Below are 18,785 nucleotides of genomic sequence, written 5' to 3'. Positions count from 1 at the left end.
CGGGTTTGTCTGATGAACGTTCCCCTATGGGCCTGGTTGGCCGTTCTTGGCTTTATTGTCCTCATGCTGGCCGTGGACCTTTTCGCACACCGCAAGGCGCACGTGATCGGCGTCCGGGAGGCGGCCCTGTGGTCAGCTGTTTGGGTTGCCTTCGGCGTTGGTTTCGGTGCGCTCGTGTGGCGGATCTACGGGGCCGAGTTCGGCCAGCAGTACTTCGCCGGCTACCTGATCGAGAAGTCCCTCGCCGTGGACAACGTGTTCATCTGGGCCATCATCTTCACGTACTTCGCGGTGCCCCGGGAGTACCAGCACCGCGTTCTGTTCTTCGGTGTGCTGGGTGCCCTGGTGTTCCGCGGCATATTCATCGCGGCCGGCTCCGCCATCATCGCCAGCGCCGGATGGGTGCTGTACCTCTTCGCGGCCTTCCTGCTCTACACCGGCTACCAGATGATCCGCCACCGCAACGAACACCTGGACCCGGAGAAATCTAAGGCCTTGGCGCTCTTCCGCCGGCGGGTGCCCATGACCGAGGACTTCCACGGCCAGCGGTTCCTGATCCGCAAGCGCGGCGCCCTCCTGGCCACACCGTTGCTGGCTGTCCTGGTCCTGGTGGAGGTCACGGACATCATTTTCGCGGTGGACTCCATTCCGGCGATCTTCGCGGTCACGGACGAAGTGTTCCTGGTCTTCACCGCCAACGCCTTCGCCATCCTTGGGCTCCGGGCCATGTACTTCCTCCTTGCCGACCTGATCCACCGGTTCATCTACCTCAAGATCGGCCTGGCACTCGTCCTGATCTGGGTGGGCATCAAGATGTTCCTCAAGATCGACATTTACTACATCCCCACCCCGGTGTCCCTCGCGATCATCGCCACGATCCTGGGCGTATCCGTAGCGGCCAGCCTCTGGGCCACCCGCGGGCAGGCACGCCAGGCGCTCTCTGCACCGCCGAACCCGCCCTTCGGAACCGCCTCGGCGGAGGAAATCGAAGCGCTGGAACCCTTGTGGCGGCGCCCCGCCAAGAAATCGGCACGGACGTGAATCCGGAGGAAGCATCCCAACCCGGCCCGCCCGCTTCCGGGCGGCCCGGGTGGACCTTCCTCACGAACCACGGGCACGTGCTGCTGGCCGTGGCGGCCGACCCCGGAATCCGGGTGGCGGACATCGCCGACCAGGTCGGCATCACGCCGCGGGCAGCGCTCCTAATCCTGAAGGACCTCGAAAGCTGCGGGTACCTGCATCGCACCCGGGTGGGACGCCGCACCTTCTACAACATTGAGCCGCACCAGCATTTCCGGCATCCCACCGAGGCAGCCCGCGAAATCGACGGGCTGATCCGCCTGTTCTCCGATCCGGCACCGTAAGAACGCTGCCCGGTCCCAAACGCAAGCGGACGACGGCGGGACGTCCCGCCGTCGTCCGCTTGAGGATCCTGGTGCTAGATCACCACGAACAGGAGCCATGCCAGCAGGGGTGCTGCGACGATCATGGACATTCCCCAGATCATCATTCCGCGGAAGGTCTGATCCCGCTTTTCTTCCTCGGTATTGGCAACCACCAGCGCGCCGCCGGTGGAGAAGGGGCTGGAATCGACAGCGGATGCTGCGATGCAGAGCGCGATCACGAAGCCCAGAACTCCGATAGAGCCTGCGGTGAGCAGGGGCGCTGCGAGCGGAACGAGCACCACGAACATGGCGTTGGTGGAGGCGAAGGCAGATACTACGCCTGCGACGACCAGCATCATCAGGGCCGCGAGGAGCGGGGTGCCGATACCTGCGACGGAGTTCGCGAGTTCCTTGATGACACCGGCGGTTTCCAGCATGCTGATGTAGGTCACGATTCCGCCGATCAGCAGGATGACGTTCCAGCCGATGTGACCGAGGGCCTCCTTGGAATGCTGCGGGTACAGGGCTGAGAGGATAACGGCGGCTGCGAGGGCCAGGAACCCGACGTCGAGTTTGAAGCCCAGGGCGCCGACAAGAATGCTGACCATGAGCGCCACGGTGACTATTTTTTGGGCAGTCCACGTTGCAGTTTTTACGATGGTCGCGGTGCCGCCGCCGAGATAGGACGTGGTGGCATCCGCGGTCTCTTCTTCGCGTCCGCGGCGCATCAGCTCGGGTCCTCCCAGCAGGATGAACGCGACGGCGTTGATAACCACGTTGGCGATGAAGGTCCAGAGGAACAGCTGGCCGGGATCGACCGAGATGCCGACTTTGTCCAGCACGCCGTCAACGATGGTGTAGTAAACGGCGATGGGGGAGAACCCGCCGGCGTTGGTGCCGTTGATGATGCAGAGGCCCACCAGCAACGGATTGATCCGGTACCGCTGAGCGAACGCCAAGCCAACAGGGATGAGGATGGCGTTTGTGGCTGCGGAGAGTGCTCCGGAGCCGGTGATGACGGCAGCCAGAATGAAGAACACCCATGGAACGAGCGCGACGCGACCGCGCACAGCTCCCACGGCGCCTCCGACGATCTGGTCGATGGTGCCGTTTGCCCGGGCCATACCGAAGAGATATGTCACGCCCAGCAGCGTGATCAGGAGGCTCCCGGGGAATCCGGACGCGATCCCGGACGCTGTCTGGCCGAAGTACAGGACGCCCAGCAGAAAGGCGACAACCAGGGCAACGGCGCCCATGTTGATTTTGCGCCACATTGAGAGGGCGAAGATGAGGATTAGGCCTGATACGGCCACGAGTTCGTGCATGGCTTAGTTGATCTCCACTTGATAACGGAATGAGGATGCCAGCCCATAGGACTCGCGGTACTCGGCGACGTCGCCGGTATGGGTGCGTGCGATGCGGTTGATTCTGACGAGCGGGTCTCCGGCCTGGCAGTTCAATAGCGCCGCCTGTTCGCCGGTTGCCTGGGTGACCGAAAGTTCCTCGGTCGCCGAGCCGATGATGAGACCGATCCGGCTTTCGTATTCCGGATACAGCAGGCTTCCGAGCTCATCGAGGGCGATGTGGGCGATCGGCTGAAACTGCGGGAGCGGAAGCCAGATGTCTTCGACGAGGAAAGGGGTGTCATCCCACAGGCGCAAGCGGTGCAGGTGCAGGACCGGGGAGCTTTCCTCAACGTTCAGGGCCTTGGCGATCTCGGCCGGCGCGTCCTGAGTGTTCCGGTCCAAGATGTGGCTGCCGGGCGTCTGGCCGGTCCCTCCGTGCATCCGGAAGAACCGGAACAAGGAGTGCTGGAACGTAGCCCGGCGGACGTAGGTGCCGCGTCCTTGGTGTCGCTCCAGGAGCCCCTCGGCGGCGAGCTCCGCCAGGACGCGCCGCAGCGTGCCCACAGAAATGCCGTACTCCTCAGCCAAAGCAGACTCGGGCGGCAGCGGTGTGGTGCTGCCCCACTCGTTTGCCCGGACGCGGCGGATCAGGTCGTCTTTGACCCGTGCGTGCAGAGGCAGGCGCTGGTCGGTCTGTGCCAATGCGGGGGAGCTGGAAGCTTGTGTCATGCCTCACAGCCTAGGATAAATTCCTTTATAGGTCTAGTCCTATAAAGGTTTAGTTGTTTCAGCTACAGTGAGTGCATGCCTGGATTGCCCGCTTCCTCAATCGACACCCACGCGCACATCTTCGAGCCTGCGCTTACCGCTGTGGCTGATGCCCGGTACGTGCCGGACTACGACGCCACCTTGGATCAGTACCTCACTGTGCTGAGAGCCAATGGCGTGGGGCGTGGCGTCCTTGTCCAGCCGAGCTTTCTTGGATCCGACAACAGCTATCTCCTGGCTGCCCTGGAGGTCGCGCCGGACAGGCTCCGGGGAGTCATTGTGGTGTCGCCCGACGGTGTTGACGCCGAACTCTCCGAGGAGAGAGTCGGATACCTCCATGGGGTAGGGGTCCGCGGCGTCCGGCTGAATCTGATCGGCCAGGCCGTTCCGGACCTCTTCCTGCCTGCATGGCAAGCCGCGGGCGCCTCGATGGCCAAACATGGCTGGCACCTGGAGATCCAGGCGTCAGGGCAGCAATGGCTCCATCTCGCCCCGGCAATTCGAGCTTGGCCCGGAAAGCTGGTCATCGACCACCTCGGACTCCCTCAACCGGAATATCCCGAAGCCATTCGGGCTGTGCAGGACCTCGCTGCGCTCGAACACGTCTGGGTCAAAGTCTCCGGCCCTTATCGGTCCTCCCGCCAGCAGGCCGGATCGATGTTTGCCGAGCTCCTGGAGCGAGGTTCCGCTGACAGGCTCGTCTTCGGCAGCGACTGGCCGTTCACCCGCCACGAAGATTACACGTACGACGAAATCCTGGCATGGGCCCAGGGATTGGCAGGCGAAGACCAGCTCCGGCGCATGATGACAACCAACGCGCAGGCGCTTCTGGGATGGCCTGAGGCCTCCGATGACCGCCTGCCCGAGCCGGCTCTGCAGGGTCCGTGCGGGTGATTTATCGGATAAGGCCACTGCCGCTTTCGGGGAGCGGGACCAAATGCAACGGACGACGGCGGGACGTCCCGCCGTCGTCCGCTTGGCTTGACGCCCCATCTGCTCTCGGCCACCTGAACTATATTCGAACAAGGGAGTGGACCAGGCTGCATCGCACGGACCATGGAAGGCGGAGCTCTGAATGGCCGGAATGCCACCAGCCACGCTGGAAGTGAGTGACGCGATCGTCCAGCTCCTGGTCCGGGACCAGCGGCCCGACCTCGGCGATCGCCCTCTTACGCGGGTCGCGAATGGCTGGGACAACGCGACGTTCCGGCTCGGCGACGACCTGGCCGTCCGGCTGCCCCGCAGGGCGGAGGCCGTTGCGCTGATACTGCATGAGCAGCGCTACCTTCCCGTCATAGCCCGCCGCTCCCCGGTTGCGGTTCCTGTCCCCGTCCACGCCGGCCGGCCGACGTCGGACTTTCCGTGGCCGTGGAGCATCGTGCGGTGGGTCCCCGGAGCGGCCGCGGCGGACGTCGGCCCGGCAGACCGCGGGCCGGCCGCCGAAGGCCTAGCCGAATTCCTCCGGTCCCTCCACATGCCCGCCGAAACCGGCGTCCCGGTGAATCCTTTCCGCGGCGTGCCCCTGGCGGACCGCGGCTCCGCGGTGGTTGAACGTCTCCGGGACCGCAACCGCTACCCACAGGCAGAAGCGCTCAGAGCGGTGTGGGCGCAGGCCTGTGCCGCTAAAACCTGGGACGGTCCGGCGATGATGCTCCACGGGGACCTCCACCCGGGCAATATCCTGCTGGCGGACGACGGCTCGCTGGCCGGCGTCATCGATTTCGGCGACGTCGGGGCAGGGGACCCGGCTGTCGACCTCGCCGTGGGGTGGTTGATGTTCGACGCCGGCGCCCGCCGCCGGTTCATGGACGCCTTTGGCTCCGCAGTGGAAAGCGACACCTGGCTGAGGGCCCGGGGCTGGGCTCTCATCCTGTCCACCGCCATGCTGAGCAACTCGGACGATAATCCGCGGATGTTTGCCGTGGGCGAGTTTGGGATCAGGCAGATCCTGGAAGGCTGACGTCGCCTGCCACTCTGAGGCCCGCTTTATTGTCGGTGCCTGCTGTCATGCTGTGGGTATGGAGGGCAGGGTGGTTGCGGAGACGTTGGAGGCCATGGCGGCTTCCCTTGCTGCGTTGGCTGGATGTGCCGGTCGCGGGGCCGGGAACGCGGGCGGGGCCGTGGGCTCTGCCGGTGCTGACCCTCTCCGGGACGAGGCGGACGCGTGCCTGGACGGACTGGCGGGGGTCGGCGGCCTGGAAGCCATGCTGGCCGCGGTGAAGGTGCACTTCGCCGCCGGCTACGCGAGTGCGGCTGCGGCGTTGGCGGCGCCGGCCGTTTCCCCGCAGGAGCGCACCGCCCGGGAAATGGCGGTGACGGCAGAGGTCGCCTGTGTCCTGACGGTGAGTGAACGATCGGCGGCGGCGTTGTTGGCGGAGTCAGCCGCCCTGACCACCGGGTTGCCGCTGACGCTGTCCGCGCTGGGGTCGGGGAGTATTTCGTGGCAGCACGCCCGGGTGATGTGTGATGAAACATCCGGCCTGGACCCCGCCACGGCTGCTGCGTTGGAGGCTCATTTCCTGGACCCCGGGGCCCCTTTTGCTGCGCGTGGCTGCCCGGCCGGGGAGCTGGTGCCGGGCAGGTTCCGGGCCAAGGCGCGCAGCTGGCGTGAGCGGCACCATCCGGTCAGCATCGAAACGCGCCACCGCAAGGGCGTGACGGACCGTCGGCTGGAATTTGTCCCGGACCGGGACGGCATGGCCTGGCTCTCGGCCTATGTGACTGCGGAGGTGGCGGCGGGTGTGTGGGCCCGTGCCACGGACGCGGCGCGGGCCCTGCAGGGCCCGGCCGAGTCCCGGACCCTGACCCAGCTCCGTGCGGACGTCGCCGCGGACTGGCTGCTGGCCGGGGTGGCCGACGGTACCCCGTCACCGAAGGCGCAGGTATTGGTGACGGTTCCGGTGTTCTCGCTCCTGGGTGCCGGGACGGAACCGGCCATCCTGGACGGGTATGGTCCCGTTCCGCCGTCCATGGCCCGCCGGCTGGTCGCGGACGGTGCCGGATCGTTCCTGCGGGTGCTGACCGACCCGCGCAACGGGGCGCCGCTGGAGATCGGACGCACCAGCTACCCGGTTCCGAAAGCGATGCGCCAATGGCTGCGGCTTCGGGACGGCCGGTGCCCTTTTCCCGGCTGCAACAACCCCTCCCTGGATAACGAAGCGGACCATCTGCTGGCCTGGTCCGAGGGAGGCGGCACCGGCGTCAGCAACCTCTCCCAGCCCTGCCGGAAGCACCACCGACTCAAACACACCACAGCATGGAGACCGGTCGGCGCGACCCGTGACCAGCCACCGGGCTGGATCTCACCCGCCGGACGCTCCTACCCCAGCGAACAACAGGACTGGGAACCACCACACTGGCCGGAAATACTTGCCGGTGCCTCCGGGTGGGCACCGGACTGGGAACCGGACTGGGAACCGCCCGACTGGCCGGACATACGCGCCGGAGCGGACATACGCGCCGGCGCCCCCGGCCCCGGAGAGACCGGGCCACCACTACCCGCGGACCCCTTCCCAGACTGGGCCCTCTTCATCGCGGCCTAGGATCGCCCCTGCACGGCACTGCCCGGTGCACGGTCCTGCCCGCTTTCAGGCTGCCCCTACGCCGCCAGGCAACCACCGGAGGCTAATGCCGAGGACAGCCCACAGCGGACCCTATACTCAAGAGTCCAATCCGGACGGCCTTATTGGGGGAGACATGGACGACGGAACTACTGTGCCTGCACAGGAAACGCAGGGATTACCCCCGGTGTACCTGGAAGTGCCGCACGAATCCGGTTTCCAGGGTGCCGGGACATCCAGATTGTTGAACACCGGGCTCACTGCCGCTCAAGCCCTCATCGTCGCTGAACCAGCCCCCGTCCAGCACGCCACCACATCACAGAAACGCACCCGGGGCATCGTGGCTGTCACGTGGATCCTGATGTGCTGTACCGCAGGCGCGATGTGGTCCGTATACAGGGACGCGGCAGACGGCCCCCACCCGGGGGAAGCGGATTGGGCGCTTGTGGTGCTGGGAATCACCGTGCCTTTGGCCGTCCTCGTCAGTTCTTACCTCAATTGGCAGGACCGGCGGCAGAAAAAGCGGCACGACATTCGGCACGGGGCGTGGGTTGCCCGGTTCGTCGCATCATGGCCGCTGCGCGAAAGGCTGGCAAGCGTGGAGAGCATCCCGGACGTGTGGCAGCGCATCACCGTGGGCACCATGGCTGACACGCTGGCGGCTGATCGCGAGGCCATTCTTCTGCAGCGCAGGTCCGGCGAGGTTCCCGCCCGGCTGCTAACCGACGCCCTCACTGCCGTGGGCAGCTATGCCCGGGCCGCCTCGCTGGATCCGGACCTGCAGGCGGCGGCCCAGCAGGCTGTTGACCGGTTTAGCGAGCTGGCCGGACGAGGGCGGGAACACGCCCCGCTGTCAGACCCACAGTCAGTGCCCGGTCAACAGCTGCGGCGTCGCCGTATCGGGCCCTCCAACGACGCCGGCAGCCTGCCGGAGTAGCGGCCGACCACCGGATTCAAGGATATTTCCCAGGTCAAACGCAAGCGGACGACGGCGGGCACTCCCGCCGTCGTCCGTGGCTCGTTGCGGGTACTACTTAGAGTGCGCCTTGGTGGGAAGTCCCGGCGGGGATCGGCACCAATCGCGTGACCTCCACGGGTTCTGCCAAGAGCCCCTCGAGCGAGGCATTGAGGCGTTTGACGGCCTCCCCCTCACCGTGGGCGTCGAGCAGTTCTGCGCTTTCCCACTTTTCAATCATGACGATCTGGCCGTTGGGCGCTTCATGAATGGCGTACAGCAGGCATCCGGGTTCCTGATGGACTTCGGCGATGGCGGGGGAAAGGGCTTCAGCTACCTCGCTGAATGCTCCTTCCTTGGGCGTGAACACGGCGGTAACAATGACGGTCATGGTATTTCCTTAGCTGATAGGGGAGAGGGTGAGAGGTGAGCAACTGCTGCGTGGGACGAAGTCAGCCTTAACTTCAATCGTGCGGGGGGCGGCAGGGAGCCGGCCCTGCATCCTTCCCAGGACCAACTCCAACGAGTGCACCGCGAGCATGTCGATCGGCTGACGGATCACGCTCAATGGCGGGCTGGTCAGTTCTGTCCAAGGATTGTCGTCAAAGACGATGACGGACAGGTCATCGGGTATCCGCACGCCGATCTGGACGAGGCGTCGAACGGAGCTCTGAACCTGGGCGGTGTTGGCCACAATGAGCGCGGTGGGGCGGTCCGGCAGGGCGAGAAGGGACCCTACTGCATCACCCCCGCCGTCTCCCCGAAACGCTACATCCCGGATGAGCTGGGGGTCCACGTTGATCGAGAAGTTGCTGTGCGCGGTCCGGTAGCCCTCGATCCTGGACCGCCCCGTCGAGGTGCTGACGGGCCCGGTAATGAGGCCAATACGCCTGTGTCCGAGGCCGAGCAGGTGTTCGGTGGCGCGTCGGGCCGAATCCACGTTTTCGATGCTCACAAGATCCACGCCTTCGAGTTCCGGAATGGTGCGGTCGACGAAGACTACGTTTACACCCAGGGACTGGAGGCGTGCCCACTTCTCAATGTTTGCTCCGGTGGGGGTGGCAATGACCCCGCCCACGGAACGGTCAAGGAGTGTGTCCAGGCTGTCGGCTTCGAGGTGGGGGTCTTCCTGGGTGGTCATCACCATCACCTGCACGCCGTGGCTGCGGGCTTCCCAGACGACGCGGTCGGCTAGCTGCGCAAAAAACGGGTTGGCCAGGTCTGCTACCACCAGGCCAATCGTGGGGGTATGGCCGACGCTGAGTTCACGGGCGGCGGCACGGGGCCGGTACCCGAGTTCATCGATGACCCGTAACACCGTTTCGCGCTTGACCGGTGCCACCGGGCCCGAGTCAGGGTTGAGGACCCTGGACACCACGGAGACTGAAACTCCGGCCGCCGTCGCGACATCGCGAATAGTTGGTGCCTTCTTCACTTCTCCTCCTCGGTGAGGGTCCTGACCCGGCATGCGATCACCAAGAGCTGTGCGTTAGCCCTGGCATGCTTCCCGAGAAACCTTCGTTTGCGTTTCCGGTGTGACTGTTGACACAGCCTATCACCGACTGGTACAAAAGTGGAACCGGTTCCACTCCGGTCCTAAAATTCCAGTTTGCGACGAAGAAGTTGCTCCGCCCGTCAGGTGGAGAGCCCCTTCTCGGCGCGGAACGTCAATCAGAGAGATCCCCATGAACCTCCACAAGCTTCTTAGCGACCGCGAGCAAGATGGCCGCCCGATTCGAGTCGGGCTTATCGGAGCTGGCCGCTACGGCACCATGTACCTGGCCCAGGCAAACAACATCCCGGGCATCCACGTGGTCGCGATCGCCGACATCAACGTCAAGCGCGCCGAGGGCGCATTCGACCTGGTCGGATGGCCAAAGAGCCAGATCGCGCCGGACATCTCCACTGCCCTCAGGGACCGCTCCACGACCATCGTTGCCAACGCGGACGAGCTCTTTGATGTGGACATCGACGTCATTGTCGAAGCGACGGGCAACCCTATCGTCGGAGTGAAGCATGCACTGCGTGCCATTGAGACGAAGAAGCACATCATCATGGTCACGGTGGAGGCAGATGCTCTCGCGGGTCCTGCCCTGGCCAGGCGCGCAGAAGCCGCCGGCGTGGTCTATTCAATGGCTTACGGCGACCAGCCGGCCCTCATCATGGAACTTGTCGACTGGGCACGCACCAGCGGCTTCGACGTTGTCTGTGCCGGCAAGGGCGCAAAGTTCCTTGAGCACTATCACGAGATGAACCCGGACAATGTCTGGGAGAACTGGGAGTTCTCCAAGGAACTCACCGATTCCGGGCAGCTGAACCCGAACATGCACACCTCCTTCCGTGACGGCACCAAGGCCTCCATCGAGATGGCCGCCGTTGCCAACGGCGCCGGACTGGTGCCTTCGGACGCCGGGCTGACGTTTACGCCGGGGGACGTTGAAGAGATCGCCACCATCTGCCGTCCCGCTGACGCCGGGGGAGTCCTCGCCCACGAGGGCACCGTCGACGTCATGTCCAGCGTCAAGCGAGACGGCACGTGGATCCCGCACAACACCCAGGAGGGCGTGTTTGTTGTGGTCAAGGCCACCAACGCCTACGTTTCCGGCTGCTTTACTGAGTACCCGTGGCACCCGGACCCCACCGGCCAGTACGCCGCGCTCTACCGCCCCTACCACTACGTGGGCCTCGAACTGAACATGTCCATCGCCAACGCGGCTCTCCGCGGCATCTCCACAGGGTCGCCGATCGGTTTCTTCGGCGACGTTGTCGCGACAGCAAAGAAGGACCTCAAAGCCGGCGAATTCCTCGACGGCGAAGGCGGGTACACCGTCTGGGGCCAGCTGGTTTCGGCCAAGCACTCCGTCGCAACCGGCGCCCTCCCGGTTGCTTTGGCCCACCACGTGGAACTGCGGAACGACGTAGCCAAGGGCGGGATCGTGGGCTGGGACGACGTCATCATGGACGACTCCCTCGCGCAGGCCCTGGAGGTTCGCCGGGAAACCGAAGCGCTCGTCGCGGAATTCGCAATCAACGTCTGACCCCCCGCACCAAACCGGGCGCTTCAATGAACTTCAGCCGACGTCGTTCACGCCTCCGGACCAAGACTCCTTCCAATGAAGAAAGGCATCACATGAAATCCAAGACCCGCGCCCTCACCGGAGTGCTGGCATGCACCCTCGCCGCCTCAGTCCTCGCCGGATGCGCCTCCGGGGCCTCCGGCGGGACTGGAGCACCCGTGGCCAAGATCCAGCTCTCCATCCCCGATCCGCTCACGTCCTCCGTCGGGGTCTCGGCCCAGCATTTCGCCGAACAGGTCAAGAAGACGTCCAACGGGTCCGTGACTGTCACCGTAGTCCCCAACGGAACGAGCTTCAGTGGAGACCAGAATGCGGCTGTGACACGCCTGCAGGGCGGTTCCCTCGATGCACTCATCCTGTCGACGTCCGTCTACGCCGCCGTCGTACCTGAAATGAACGCCATCAGCATTCCGTTCCTGTTCAAAGACACCACCGAGGAAGCAGCGTTCCTGGCAGGAAAGCCGGGCCAGGCGCTGAAGGAAAAGCTTGCCGCCAAAGACACTGTCGCGCTTTCCTTCCTCACCCGGACCGGCCGGGAAATCACGAACTCGGTTCGACCCATCGAACAGCCCTCGGATCTGAAGGGACTGAAGATCAGGGTCCCCGGCAACCCGTTGTGGACCGACTACTTCAGCAAGCTCGGCGCCAGCCCCACCACCATGGCATTCTCTGAGGTCTTCACCGGTCTGCAGACCGGAACAATCAACGGCCAGGAAAACCCGATTGAGGTGCCGTGGACGAACAAGTTCTCAGAAGTCCAGAAGTACATTTCGATGACCAACCACATCAACGACGCCTGGGTACTCGCCCTCTCCTCGAAGAAGTGGGACACCCTCACCGATGAGCAAAAGAAGGCCCTCACGGACGCCTCTGAGGAAACCGCCACCTTCAAGACCGGCTACGACGCCGAGCAGTCCAAGAAGCAGCTCGAGGAACTCACCGCCAAGGGCATGAAATCCAACGAGCTCAGCGCCTCCGGCCTGGAGGAATTCAAAGCGGCTTCCAAGAGCCTTTACCCAACCTTCTCCCAGCTGATCGGCAAGGACTTCTTCGACCAGGCCATCGCTTTCACCACCACCAAGTAGCCCCCGCCGGCCCGGGGAGCCGAATGCTCCCCGGGCCACCCGCAAGGAAAAGTCCCACTCTCAATGTCGACAGTCTGGAAGCCCATGAAAAACATCACTACGCCCGAGGAACTCGAGGAGGTCCTCCCCTCGGACGCGGAAGAGATACTCCACCACGGCCATGTCCCCCCGCGTTGGAGCGGTGCCCTGTGGCTCGACAAAACGCTCGAATGGGTTGTGGGCGCTGCCATCCTCGCGGAGCTCGTCGTGATCCTGCTTAACATCATGGTGAGGGTCGTCACCGGCGATTCCGTGCTCTGGACCCAGGAAGTCTCCGAAATCGCGCTGCTGACCATCGCTTTCATCGGCGGCGCCATCGCGTACCCCAAAGGTGCGCACATGTCCGTCCAGGCCCTCATCATGCGCCTCCCGGCTGCATGGAAGCCTTACCTGGCCGCACTGGTTGACTGGCTGGTCTTCGTCATGAGCGCAGGGGCGTTTGCACTGTTCGTTCCCACCCTTGTCCAGCAGATCGAGGAAAAGACGCCGATCCTGCAGCTCCCCGTTTTCTGGGTCTCACTGCCTTTCTCAGTCGGCATGGTGCTTATCGCCTGGTTCGCCCTCCTCAAGCTGTGGCGCCAGGACCGCCGGCCGGCACTCACTGCTGCGGGAATCGCTGCCGGACTGATTGTTCTCGTCCTTGTGGCCCAGCCGCTGTTCTACTACGCCACCCCCAACGTCCTTCTCGGCGTGGTCCTCCTGCTGTTGTTCATGCTGTTGTTCCTGGGCTTGCCCATCGCATTCGTCCTTGCACTGGCATCCGGGATCTACCTTTATTTGGGCGGCATTTCCGAAGTCAGCGCCATCCCCATCGGAATGGCTTCGGGGGCCAAGGGCTTCGTCCTTCTGGCAATCCCGTTCTTCATCCTCGCCGGCACGGTCATGAACTCCGCCGGTTTGACCCTCCCGCTGGCCAAGCTCGTCGACGCGCTGATCGGTCACCTGCGCGGCGGCCTTCTCCAGGTGGTCGTGGTGACCATGTACATCTTCTCCGGCATCTCCGGCTCCAAGGTGGCCGACGTCGCAGCAGTGGGCACCACGATGCGCGGCATGCTCGAAGAACGCAAGTACCCCCGCGGCGAAGTGGTCGCCGTCCTGTCGGCCTCGGCCATCATGGGCGAAACCATCCCGCCGAGCATCGTGCTCCTGATCCTCGGATCCATCACCACCATCTCCACCACCACGCTGTTCCTGGCGGGATTTGTTCCGGCCGCCTTCCTGGCCCTCTGTGTCATGGCGCTCGTCTTCTTCCGCGCCCGCAAACAGGGCGGCGTCGCCAGCCCCAAATCCAGCTGGCGTGAACGAGGGTCGGCAACCTTCTTCGCAATTCCCACTCTTCTGCTGCCTGTGGGCATGGTGGTGGGCATCCTCAGCGGATTCGCCACACCCACCGAAGTGTCGTCCGTGGCCGTCGCCTACGCCTTCATCCTCGCCGCCGCTTACCGGCGCGGCAGCAAGCGGCTGCTGGGTGACACGCTGCGGGAAACGACGACGACGGCAGGAATGGTGCTGTTCATCATCGCGGCGGCGTCGCCGCTGGCCCAGACCCTCGCGCTTGCAGGTGTCTCCCAGCAGATCCACGACCTCATGTCGGGGCTCGGCGACTCACCACTGCTCTTTATGCTGTTCACCATCGTCCTGCTGATCATCATGGGACAGCTCCTTGAAGGCCTCCCCGCAGTACTGATCTTCGCGCCCCTGCTCCTGCCGATCGCCGTCGACTTCGGCGTCAACCCCGTGCAGTACGCGATGGTGCTGATCATCTCCATGGGTATCGGCTCGTTCGCACCGCCCGCCGGCGTCGGCTTCTACGTCGCCTGCGCCACCGCACATGAAACCGTGGAGAAGAGCCTGAAGCACTTCTGGCCCTACCTCATCGCCGTGTTCCTCGGGCTCCTCGTGCTTGCCGCAGTCCCGTGGTTCAGCACATTCCTTCCCGCCCTCGCCGGACTGATCCCCTTCTAAGCACATGACACCACCCGCAATGAATGGGAAAAAAATGCCTGGCTTCCGCGGCTCCGTGGCCCTCATCGGCACGGGGCCCATGGGAGCCCCGATCGCCCGGAACATCCTCGCCGGCCAGGTGCCCCTTGTTCTCTGGAACCGCACACCGGAAAAAGCCCGCGCGATCGGGGGAGGTACCGTCGCAGCAGCCCCCGCCGCCGCCGCGAGGGAAGTCGTGCTGACCGTATTGCCGGACCTGCCCCAGGTTGCAGCTCTACTTCCTGGCGAAGAAGGCCTGCTGGCAGGATGGAGGAGCGCCGGTATTGAGCACCCCGTCCTGGTGGTTCACGGGACGGTATCACCGGTGGCGGTTGCAGAGTTCGCCGATGACTGCCTGCGTAACTGGGGGGTGACCGTCGTGGATGCACCACTCAGTGGCGGAACCATCGGTGCCGAAGAGGGCCGGTTGAGCATCATGGTTGGCGGACCGCCCGAAGTTGTAAAGGGACTCACGCCGCTCTTCGGGCTGTACAGTTCCACGGTGGTCCGCTTCGGCCTCACAGGCGCAGGATCAACTGTGAAGGCGTGCAACCAGATCGTGGTTGCCGCCACGGTAACGGCCCTGGCCGAAGCGATGGCCCTTGCAAGCACTGCCGGACTTGACCTCGAAAAGGTGCAAACCATCCTTGCCGGCGGCCTTGCCAATTCAGAGGTCCTACGGCAAAAGGGACGGCGATGGATCGACCAGGACTTCGAGGGCGGCGGGTCAGCGAAGAACCAACTCAAAGACCTGAACTTCATTGCCGAAATTGCGGCGGAATGCGAGATAAAGCTGCCGCTCGCCGACAGCATCCGAAAGGCCTTCCAACTCATGATCGATGAAGGTTATGGCGACCTGGACCATACCGGGATCTACCGGGCCATCGTCTCTTAGTCTCCAGCCAGGGGAACGGCATCAAACGCAAACGGACGACGGCGGGAAGTTCCGCCGTCGTCCGCTCACAATCCGTTCACAAAATCCTCTGCAAACCGCCTGACGCCGTCCCATTCGGTATACACGTAGTCGTGCGACGTGTCCGTGTCCAGGGTGCCCTTGTCACTGGCGATCTTCTTCATCATGTGGCGCTTGAGGAACCCGTACTGCGTGTAGAGCAGCGCCCCTCCGAAGAGCCCCACGTGCGCAGGACGCCAGCCCGTTTCATGCTCGAATTTCTCGACGTAGCTCTCCGCGTTCCCGGTGTCCCCGTGTGCGGCCAGGCTGACGGAGAACAGTGCGGACGGGAGGCTTTGCAGGGCATCACTGTTCTTCCGCACGAAGTCACGGACGTAGTCTTCGTGCTTGCCCAAATGGACTGACGCGCCGACGATTACGGCGTCGTACCCTTCCGGAATAGTGTCTGCTGCCTGCTTGATGTCCGCCGTTTCCGCGTTGTGACCGTGTGCCCGGACCACCTCCGCGATGTACTCGGCGATCTTGGCTGTCTGTCCCTCGGTGGTCCCGTAGGGAAGATAAATATTGGCCACGATTGGCCTCCTTGTGCTGCCGGCCCGCGCGCGAAGAGGGGTATCGCCGTCGCTGAACCACGGGCCTGGTCACACCAGTCTGCGCACGCCCGCGGCCGCAGCCGTAGGGTCGAACGTCCCGGACCGGGCGGCGGCTAATCCTCGATCAAACGGACGACGGCGGGGAATCCCGCCGCCGTCCGTTCATCTTTTGCAATTAGCGCCGATGTGCGCGCTGAAGCAGTGCCTAGGTCCCGGCATCGGCCTGGCCGGCAGGAGCGGTGCGGAACTTGATCAGCTTGTGTGTTCCGTCGCAGTACGGTTTGATCGCTGACGCCCCGCACCGGCAGAGCGCCACCGTCCGGCGCTGCCTCGGCACGGGCTCACCTGAAGGCGTGACAATCTCGAAGTCGCCACGAACCAGTAGGGGCCCGTCCGGGCAGACGACGATCGAACCTTCAGCGGGTTCCTGGTTCATGTGCCCTTCCTGCGTGGTCATGCGGCCTCGAGGAGGTCCGTGCGGAGCGACGTCCGCCCGTTCTCCCAGGCCTCGAGGATGCGAAGGGTGAGCCTGGTGTCCAGGGCAATGGCCGCCGTCGCCCCGAACAGCACGTCGGAGAGCAGGTCCGGTTCTGCCTCCACCAGGCCTCCCGCGAGATCCCGGCCTGCGATCTGCTCGTGGACGGCGTCGGCCTCCACGTGCTCATCGAAGTAGGCCGTCGCTGCCGCGTCGAAATTGTGGCGGCGGAAACCGTTGCCATAGAGCTGGTTGGGCCGGGAGGACGTCATCTCGTAGATCGCCAGATGCCCGGAAATGGCGCCGCGGAGGCGGCGGTTCAATCCGAAGAGGGACATCATGTTTACCGACGCAAGGGCGATCGCGGGCACTGCATCAATGTAGGCGCCGTAACGGTCATCGAGGCCGAGGGAACGCATTGTCCTGGCGAAGAGGGCGCTGTGCATCCGGTCCGCGCGGCCGCCGCCGTATTCGTCGGCCTGGATCTCCACCAGGGCGGCTTTTGCGCGGCCGGAGAGGCGGGGGATGGCCCACGTGTGAGGATCCGCTTCCTTGAGCTGGTACAGGGATTTGTGGACGAGGAATTCCCGGAGCTGGCCACGGCTGGCCTTCTTCGCAACGTGCTTCGAAAGACTGGGCCCGGCCTCCGCAGCCGCGAGGGCAAACAGCGCGGCGGCCACGGCGTCACTGACGGGACCTCCGGTGACGACCGGGGGAGCCTCGGGGCCCTCAGCCCGGGCCGCTGTCCGCAACGCCTTCTCGAACGGGTGCTCCAGGAGCCGCCGGGCGGCGATCAGGCCCGGATTCCACTCCCAGCCGTCATCTACGCCGTCCAGCCCGCCGTAGTGCAGCTCGTAGAGACAGAAAAGGGCCAATTGGAGGTCCTCGTCCTCGATGACGTCCCCGGTCCCGGCCAGCTGCGCGGAGACGAGTGCCTGCAGGCCGGTAAGGGCTGCTGCGTTCTGGTCCGGCTGGCCGGCGAGGGTATCGAGCAGGGCGGCGCTGACCGGACCCCGTTGTTCGGGGATGTGCATGGTTCTCCTAGGGATTCTCAGGTGAGGCGGGCACTGCCGCGGACAGGGTCAGAGCCGGTTTCGGTTGCGGGGGTTGGCGGCGGGGTTCTGCCTGGCCCGGCGGGCGCGCAGGAAGCGGTTGATGATGGTGGGGAGGAAAGCGATGAGCAGTTTCTTCACGGCGATGGGTCCCTTCATGGTGGCGGATACTAAGCATACTTGTTATTTGGGATGCGCGGCAGGTGGCCGGGCCCGGCCTTAACCGCACGCATTGTGGTGGCCGCCTAAGTGGGCCACCATGATCGTATGGATGCTGAAACACCTCAGGCGGAGGAACCGAAGGCCGCGGAGTTGAGCCTTCCCCAGGCTTTCCTCCTTTTGGCAACGAACGACACGGACGGCGAACCCGAAGTGCCGGCCTACATTCTCAGGACCACTTTGGCGGGCGCAATATTGGCCGAACTGGAACTGACCGGCGCGATCGGGCTGCAGGGGAAGCACGTCAGGGCTACCGGCACCGCGCCGCAAACGGATTTGCAGCACCAGCTGGAGCTCATCCGTCACAAGTCCCGGCCCCACACTCCCAAGCGGTGGGTCTCCATGCTGGAGGGGCGCGCGGAAGTGCAGCGCGTATATGAAGGAATGGCGTCACGTGGCATCGTGGACCAGGTCGGCGAGAAGCACCTCGGCCTGTTCAAGACCGTGCGGTATCCGGAGAAGGACCACGGCCCCGAAGCGGCGGTCCTGAAAAGGATCCAAGCCGCACTCGGCCTCGAGCCGGCGGATGCCGCGCCAACGGATGCGGCGCCAACCGATGCCGCGCCGTCAACTGCGACGTCAACACCTGCGCCGCCAACCGGGGCCGTGCGCGCGGAGACCAAAGCAACAGACGCCAGGACCACGGCACTGATCGCCCTGCTCGAGGCGGCCGGTCTGTTGGCCAGGCTCTTCCCGGAAGCGGACCGCCGCCGGGCAAAAGAGCTGGCAAAAGACTACTGGCCTGCCCGTGCGGTGGCGGACGAACTGCGCATGATCAGGCTGGCGGAGGCAGAAGCACCGCTCTCGGCCGCGCCCCGCTAGTCGCCGGCTGGCTGGAACAACTCGACGACGTTCCCGGCCGGATCCACGAGCAGGATCTGCTGGCCGCCCGGGCCGGTGACAATGTCGTTCCGGAACGTGAGGCCGGCTGCGCGCAGCCGCTCAACCTCGGCCGCAATATCGCCCACGATGAGGTGGATGCGGTTCCACCCGCCCGGTGACGGCACCGCGCCGTCCGGCATCGGCCGGCCCGCCGAACTGGTGGGACCGCTCAGCAGCAGCCGCAGCCTGCCCCGGGCGACGTCGGCAAACGCCGGTGCGGCGCTCATCCTGACGGTGAATCCGAGGTGCTTTGTGTAGAAGTCGACGGCGGCCCCGACGTCGTCCACCATGTAGCGGACACTGACCATGTCCGTAAGGTCGTTGGGCATTTCTAGCTCCTCTCCGAAAATCGTGCGCGAATACTCGATGAGGTACAGCAGGAACCGGATGGATCCCTACCACCAGTTTGAATGCATGCGGGGACAGTGGAGCCGCCCGCATCAAACCCTTTCC

20 protein-coding genes are annotated in these 18,785 nt (G+C 64.6%); 11 read left to right on the top strand and 9 right to left on the bottom strand.

The genetic code is table 11. From position 1 onward, the window contains the following. Positions 1–12 precede the first annotated feature (12 nt). A complete protein-coding gene (locus tag AC1MDG_RS18545; protein ID WP_479805882.1) occupies positions 13–1,041 on the top strand; it encodes a TerC family protein in 1,029 nt (342 codons plus the stop codon). Then, a complete protein-coding gene (locus tag AC1MDG_RS18540) occupies positions 1,038–1,364 on the top strand; it encodes a helix-turn-helix transcriptional regulator (protein WP_479805880.1) in 327 nt (108 codons plus the stop codon). Before AC1MDG_RS18545 ends, AC1MDG_RS18540 begins: the two co-directional genes overlap by 4 nt. Before the next feature lie 74 nt (positions 1,365–1,438). Here the strand turns inward: AC1MDG_RS18540 and AC1MDG_RS18535 are convergent, their stop codons facing one another. Next, the gene (locus AC1MDG_RS18535) at positions 1,439–2,710 is read right to left on the bottom strand and encodes an SLC13 family permease (protein ID WP_479805878.1); all 1,272 of its coding nucleotides are present in this window, start codon (positions 2,708–2,710) and stop codon (positions 1,439–1,441) included. 3 nt (positions 2,711–2,713) lie between these two features. Then, on the bottom strand, positions 2,714–3,460 hold the full coding sequence (locus tag AC1MDG_RS18530; protein WP_479805876.1) for a GntR family transcriptional regulator: 747 nt from the start codon (positions 3,458–3,460) through the stop codon (positions 2,714–2,716). A gap of 75 nt (positions 3,461–3,535) precedes the next feature. Between AC1MDG_RS18530 and AC1MDG_RS18525 the strand changes: the two genes are divergently transcribed. The 4 genes from AC1MDG_RS18525 (at position 3,536) to AC1MDG_RS18510 (ending at position 7,996) form a co-directional block, all read left to right on the top strand. Beyond that, positions 3,536–4,393 (top strand): amidohydrolase family protein, encoded by an 858-nt coding sequence (locus tag AC1MDG_RS18525; RefSeq protein WP_479805874.1) that lies wholly within the window; start codon positions 3,536–3,538, stop codon positions 4,391–4,393. A 190-nt stretch (positions 4,394–4,583) separates the two neighbouring features. Beyond that, complete coding sequence (locus tag AC1MDG_RS18520) at positions 4,584–5,459, top strand: aminoglycoside phosphotransferase family protein (protein WP_479805872.1); 876 nt, start codon at positions 4,584–4,586, stop codon at positions 5,457–5,459. Between the two features lie 94 nt (positions 5,460–5,553). Beyond that, positions 5,554–7,041, top strand: coding sequence for an HNH endonuclease signature motif containing protein (locus AC1MDG_RS18515; protein WP_479809136.1), 1,488 nt, complete (start codon positions 5,554–5,556; stop codon positions 7,039–7,041). A 172-nt stretch (positions 7,042–7,213) separates the two neighbouring features. Next, positions 7,214–7,996: a hypothetical protein gene (locus tag AC1MDG_RS18510; RefSeq protein WP_479805871.1), complete on the top strand. Its 783-nt coding sequence runs from the start codon at positions 7,214–7,216 to the stop codon at positions 7,994–7,996. A 97-nt stretch (positions 7,997–8,093) separates the two neighbouring features. Here AC1MDG_RS18510 and AC1MDG_RS18505 read toward each other — a convergent pair whose 3' ends face one another. Together AC1MDG_RS18505 and AC1MDG_RS18500 are read right to left on the bottom strand one after the other, a co-directional pair. Next, positions 8,094–8,405 carry a putative quinol monooxygenase gene (locus AC1MDG_RS18505; protein ID WP_479805869.1) on the bottom strand — a complete coding sequence of 104 codons (312 nt, stop codon included), beginning with the start codon at positions 8,403–8,405 and terminating at the stop codon, positions 8,094–8,096. 9 nt (positions 8,406–8,414) lie between these two features. Next, positions 8,415–9,449, bottom strand: coding sequence for a LacI family DNA-binding transcriptional regulator (locus AC1MDG_RS18500; protein WP_479805867.1), 1,035 nt, complete (start codon positions 9,447–9,449; stop codon positions 8,415–8,417). 250 nt (positions 9,450–9,699) lie between these two features. Here AC1MDG_RS18500 and AC1MDG_RS18495 point away from each other — a divergent pair, with 250 nt between their 5' ends. The 4 genes from AC1MDG_RS18495 (at position 9,700) to AC1MDG_RS18480 (ending at position 15,093) form a co-directional block, all read left to right on the top strand. Further along, positions 9,700–11,052: an NAD(P)H-dependent oxidoreductase gene (locus tag AC1MDG_RS18495; RefSeq protein ID WP_479805865.1), complete on the top strand. Its 1,353-nt coding sequence runs from the start codon at positions 9,700–9,702 to the stop codon at positions 11,050–11,052. A 92-nt stretch (positions 11,053–11,144) separates the two neighbouring features. Further along, positions 11,145–12,176, top strand: coding sequence for a DctP family TRAP transporter solute-binding subunit (locus AC1MDG_RS18490; RefSeq protein ID WP_479805863.1), 1,032 nt, complete (start codon positions 11,145–11,147; stop codon positions 12,174–12,176). 84 nt (positions 12,177–12,260) lie between these two features. After that, the gene (locus AC1MDG_RS18485; protein WP_479805861.1) at positions 12,261–14,180 is read left to right on the top strand and encodes a TRAP transporter large permease; all 1,920 of its coding nucleotides are present in this window, start codon (positions 12,261–12,263) and stop codon (positions 14,178–14,180) included. 34 nt (positions 14,181–14,214) lie between these two features. Next, entirely contained in the window at positions 14,215–15,093 is an 879-nt protein-coding gene (locus AC1MDG_RS18480; protein WP_479805859.1) for an NAD(P)-dependent oxidoreductase, read from the top strand. Between the two features lie 65 nt (positions 15,094–15,158). On the opposite strand, the gene AC1MDG_RS18475 is transcribed toward AC1MDG_RS18480, so the two are convergent. From AC1MDG_RS18475 to AC1MDG_RS18460, 4 genes are all read right to left on the bottom strand, one after another. Continuing rightward, positions 15,159–15,683 (bottom strand): flavodoxin domain-containing protein, encoded by a 525-nt coding sequence (locus tag AC1MDG_RS18475; protein WP_479805857.1) that lies wholly within the window; start codon positions 15,681–15,683, stop codon positions 15,159–15,161. 226 nt (positions 15,684–15,909) lie between these two features. Further along, the gene (locus tag AC1MDG_RS18470) at positions 15,910–16,140 is read right to left on the bottom strand and encodes a CDGSH iron-sulfur domain-containing protein (RefSeq protein ID WP_479805855.1); all 231 of its coding nucleotides are present in this window, start codon (positions 16,138–16,140) and stop codon (positions 15,910–15,912) included. 17 nt (positions 16,141–16,157) lie between these two features. Next, positions 16,158–17,213, bottom strand: coding sequence for an iron-containing redox enzyme family protein (locus AC1MDG_RS18465; protein ID WP_479805853.1), 1,056 nt, complete (start codon positions 17,211–17,213; stop codon positions 16,158–16,160). Positions 17,214–17,261: 48 nt separating this feature from the next. Further along, positions 17,262–17,390 carry a hypothetical protein gene (locus AC1MDG_RS18460; protein WP_479805851.1) on the bottom strand — a complete coding sequence of 43 codons (129 nt, stop codon included), beginning with the start codon at positions 17,388–17,390 and terminating at the stop codon, positions 17,262–17,264. A 108-nt stretch (positions 17,391–17,498) separates the two neighbouring features. Here AC1MDG_RS18460 and AC1MDG_RS18455 point away from each other — a divergent pair, with 108 nt between their 5' ends. After that, positions 17,499–18,272, top strand: coding sequence for a GOLPH3/VPS74 family protein (locus AC1MDG_RS18455; protein WP_479805849.1), 774 nt, complete (start codon positions 17,499–17,501; stop codon positions 18,270–18,272). Here the strand turns inward: AC1MDG_RS18455 and AC1MDG_RS18450 are convergent. Further along, the gene (locus tag AC1MDG_RS18450) at positions 18,269–18,661 is read right to left on the bottom strand and encodes a VOC family protein (RefSeq protein WP_479805847.1); all 393 of its coding nucleotides are present in this window, start codon (positions 18,659–18,661) and stop codon (positions 18,269–18,271) included. The genes AC1MDG_RS18455 and AC1MDG_RS18450 overlap by 4 nt on opposite strands. Positions 18,662–18,785: the final 124 nt, after the last annotated feature.

The organism is Arthrobacter sp. AIWTK1, from assembly GCF_056680535.1.
This window is presented reverse-complemented; position numbering and strand designations above follow the sequence as displayed.